The following is a 4131-nucleotide window of genomic DNA, read 5'->3' as shown; positions in this document are numbered from 1 at the left end:
TGCAAAGTATAAGCCAGGTTTATATCTTTATGAATTTATCCAAGATGACCTAAATTTTAAAATATATAAGTTTATTTCGCCTGACAGTAGAATTCTCACTTATGATGGATCTGATATTATTACTATTACAGATGGTAAGTATAATTACTTTGCTTCTCAAGTAAGGAAAAATTATATAAAAAGGGACCTTAAAGATCTTAAGGATTTTAATAATAATATAGGTGTGGACCATGATTTATCTATAAGTCAATTTATAGATCCCCACAATGAAGTCTATCCAGATCTTGATATAAGAAAAGACGGGGATTATACAATCATAGAAAATGAGAGAAGCTTTTATAAGTTCGACAAAAATGGAGTTCTCGTGGAAGCTAGAGGATTAAGTGGAGGTGAAGACTACACACAAAGGCTGGTTCGCTATGATGAGGATTTTGATAAGTATTATGATAAATATTTAGAAGAAATTCTTTCATACGAAGAGGTAAATGATATAGGAGAAGTTTCACCAAAGTAATAGTGAGGTCTATATGAAAAAAATACTTACTTCAATTATCATAGCTTTTATAGCCTTTGTGGCTATAGGCTATTATAGGGTCAATCAAGATAAGCCCCAAAATATAGAAATAAAAAGCTATAGAATAAATGAGGATATAGATTTTGATGGATTAGAAATTAGATTAACCGATATTAGCAAGGCAGATAATGATAAGGGAGGGGATATTAGCGCTAATAGGATGAAGGCAACTTATAAAGTAAAAAACAAAACTGATGAAAATTTGGATGCATTGCCTTATATTTTGTCCTTAACCTATAATAAGGGTCTTGATGAATCTGTAGGTCAGAATATTATTGATTCAGATAAAGAACTAAAGAAGATGAATAAGTTATCATATGATAACTATTATTTGCCTGAGGATTTTATTATAAATTCAAGGGAAGAAAAAGCATTTGAAATATATTATAAGGATACTTCAGCTAATGATTATCCATCTTGTTTGCTATTTTCTAACAAGCTCTATATGGATAAGTACAAGGAAAAGTTGAATAAAGGTATATTTTATTACGAGTTAATAGATTTGGGAGATGAGTCATGAAGTTTTTTAATATGAGAGCTCTTAATAAGAAAAAATTGGCTTTATTCACTATTTTTCTTGTTCTAATCAATTATTTGTCTTTAACTTCTTATCCTATAAGAGATAATTTTGACATGATGAGCTTGCAATCACCATGGGTTGAAAATATTATGTGTAGCAATTCTACTGCTTCCTATATTTATATCCTTTATGTCTTTATTTTTTCAGGATTTATCTATGCAGATAGTCTTGTTCTAGATAAAGAAAGTGGACTTTTGAATATAATTGCCAGTAAAATCGATTACAAGACATACATTCTAAAAACCTTAGTTTATAATTTTTTTATAGCAGGTGTATTTGCAGTAATTCCTGCTATTGTGAATTTGTGTTTGTGGTTTACGGTAAGGACAAATGTTCCGCTTGTATATTTTAATATTATGAATATGCATCCTGATGCATTATTTTTAGGAGTATTTTTTAAAAGCCACCTAGCCTTCTACATCTTGCATTTTATAAAGATATTCTTATGTGGAGGCATAATTGCGACTTTTGCTATTTTCATAAATACTAGCTTAAATAATAAGTATATAGGTATGGTTGTTACCTTTATTATAGATATACTTTTATCTTTAATCGTGGTTCGAGTAATGCCAAATGTAGAAGTTTCCTTGTTCATTTTTGTATCTAGTCTTATGAAGCCAGATATTTTAACTATGATAATATTTTTAGTATTTCTTCTACCTAGCATTATTTATTTTGCTGTAAGGATAAAAGAGCGTGATATATTATGATTAAACTTATTAACAGAGATTTAAAGTATATATTTTCTAAGGCAAAGAAGCTGTTTTTGATTTATTTTTTGCTGATAGGGTTAAGTCAATCTTATATCTTAACTGATAGTAACAAGCTTCCAATTGAACTTTTTATAGAATTAGTTGCGGATGTGGGATATATAGAAAGTATGGATAGTTTCGTACCAGCTTTCTTTTGGTTTTTATTTCAGTTAGTGCCGGTATTTTTAGTATTGTATGCTACATATTCTGACCATGTTGAAAATTCTTCCTATCTTATGGTAAAGACAAAATCTAGGGGGAGGTATTTTTCTTCTAAATTCGTAAGTAGTTTTATTATGATTTTATTAATTAATCTTGTACTATTTATAATAATAGGAGGAGAGACTTGGATTTTTAAGAGCTATGATAAAGAGGTTTTTGAGATTTTTATAAGATTAATATCGTCATATATAATAACAGAGTTTATCATGTTTGCAATTTCTTTTGTAATTGCTATAAATTTTGGTTATAAGTTTGGAGTTGCAACGACCATGTTTTTCTTGATAATATCTATGACTACTAATTTTAAATATTTCTTAGGTCAGCAAAGCCTAATCATGAAACAAGATGTGGTGGGAGGCTATATAAGTCTTAATGATAATTTAAAAACCTGGCTAATTTATCTAATTATAGCAATTATAGGCTCATTTTTCACTTTTAGAAACTACGATTTCTACGGAGGAAGCAATGATTAAAGTAAGTGGAGTTAATAAAAATATAAAGGGAGCGAAGATTCTTAAGGATATAAATCTAGATCTATACGAAGGTAGGGTTTACGGCTTTCAGGGAAGAAATGGTTCAGGTAAGACTATGCTCTTTAGGGCAATAGCGGGACTAATTACGGTAGATAGTGGAGAAGTCATTGTAAATGATTTGAAACTTGATAATAAGTATTTCGCAGAAGATTTGGGTCTGCTCTTAGAAAATCCTTCTTTTCTAAAAGACCTATCAGGATATGAGAATCTCGAAATGATAGCGTCTCTTAGAAATGTAATTGGCAAGGATAGGATAGAAGAAATCCTAAAGCTTGTAGGTCTTTATGAAGCTAAGGATAAGGACTTCGGCAAATATTCTCTTGGAATGAAGCAAAGACTTGCCATAGGTCAAGCCATAATGGAATATCCCAAAATCCTTATGCTTGATGAGCCAACTAACGCCATAGATGAGGAAGGGATAGTTGTACTTAAGAAAATAATCAAGGAAGAAAAAGCAAAAGGAACTATAGTCTTACTTGCAAGTCATGAGAAAGAAATTATAGAAGAATGTGCGGATGAGGTATTTGTGATGAAGGAAGGTGAGATAGTAGATAGTTTTGATATTGAAAGGGGATAGAAATATCCTCTTTTTTCTTATTAGAAATATTCTAATATGATATTATTTACTTAAGTAAAGTAATAGAAAGAGGATATATGAAGATTGATAAATAATGCATATTAGCTTATATTTAATACAGAAATTAAGTTTATTTTGCCCATGGTAAAAAAACTCCGACATATTAATGGCACCATGCGATGATAAACTAAGATAGATCTAATATCGATTTTTACCAAAAATGGAATAATTTAATAATAATTTTACTGAATGTAATCTGTAGTCAATGGTACAATTTACTTTAGTCTTATTTATTATACTGTCTCAATTTAAAAATTAATATATATTAATATCTATTTTTCTAATCGCGTATAATCCTAAAATTAATACAAGCAAATCAAACCAAGATTATAATTAGTACTGGGTAAAATAAAAAATAAAGACAATTGAGATTTTACACATTAAAAAATACTTGACAAGGTTAGTTTACAATGGTAAACTAGTTTTAAATGATATGTTTACGATTGTAAACAACGAGGAGGAAAAAAGAATGTGTACAACAGTAGCTAGTACCCATATAACTGATGCTGAATGGGAAGTCATGCGTGTGGTTTGGGCAAATGATCGAGTAACTAGTAAAAAAGTTATCTCCGTATTGAAAGAAAAAATGGACTGGACACAATCCACTATCAAAACGATCTTAGGTCGATTAGTTGAAAAAGGCGTACTAAATACAGAGCAAGAAGGTAGAAAGTTTATTTACACTGCCAATATTGAAGAGAAAGAAGCGGTAAGGGATTATACAGAGGATATTTTTAACCGTATTTGTCGAAAGAAAGTTGGAAATGTAATAGGAAACATCATTGAAGATCATGTCTTAAGCTTCGATGATATAGATCGACTAGAAAAAATAT

General features: G+C 29.7%; 6 protein-coding genes. All 6 read left to right on the top strand.

The window, feature by feature from the left end:
• A partial coding sequence (locus tag MRZ08_RS00840) for a hypothetical protein (protein WP_297378137.1) occupies positions 1-514 on the top strand: 514 nt, incomplete at its 5' end.
• A 13-nt stretch (positions 515-527) separates the two neighbouring features.
• Positions 528-1094 carry a hypothetical protein gene (locus MRZ08_RS00835; protein WP_297378135.1) on the top strand — a complete coding sequence of 189 codons (567 nt, stop codon included), beginning with the start codon at positions 528-530 and terminating at the stop codon, positions 1092-1094.
• Entirely contained in the window at positions 1091-1864 is a 774-nt protein-coding gene (locus tag MRZ08_RS00830; RefSeq protein ID WP_297378133.1) for a hypothetical protein, read from the top strand. The genes MRZ08_RS00835 and MRZ08_RS00830 overlap by 4 nt, the downstream gene beginning before the upstream one ends.
• Entirely contained in the window at positions 1861-2601 is a 741-nt protein-coding gene (locus MRZ08_RS00825) for a hypothetical protein (protein WP_297378131.1), read from the top strand. Before MRZ08_RS00830 ends, MRZ08_RS00825 begins: the two co-directional genes overlap by 4 nt.
• Complete coding sequence (locus MRZ08_RS00820) at positions 2594-3238, top strand: ABC transporter ATP-binding protein (protein ID WP_297378127.1); 645 nt, start codon at positions 2594-2596, stop codon at positions 3236-3238. The genes MRZ08_RS00825 and MRZ08_RS00820 overlap by 8 nt, the downstream gene beginning before the upstream one ends.
• Before the next feature lie 529 nt (positions 3239-3767).
• Positions 3768-4131, top strand: a 364-nt coding sequence (locus MRZ08_RS00815) for a CopY/TcrY family copper transport repressor (protein ID WP_297378125.1), incomplete at its 3' end; no start/stop codon positions are given.

The sequence above is a fragment of the Anaerococcus sp. genome, from assembly GCF_022770135.1.
Classification (GTDB): Bacteria; Bacillota; Clostridia; order Tissierellales; family Peptoniphilaceae; genus Anaerococcus.
Note: the sequence above shows the minus strand (reverse complement) of the source record. Positions and strands in the feature narration are given on the sequence as shown.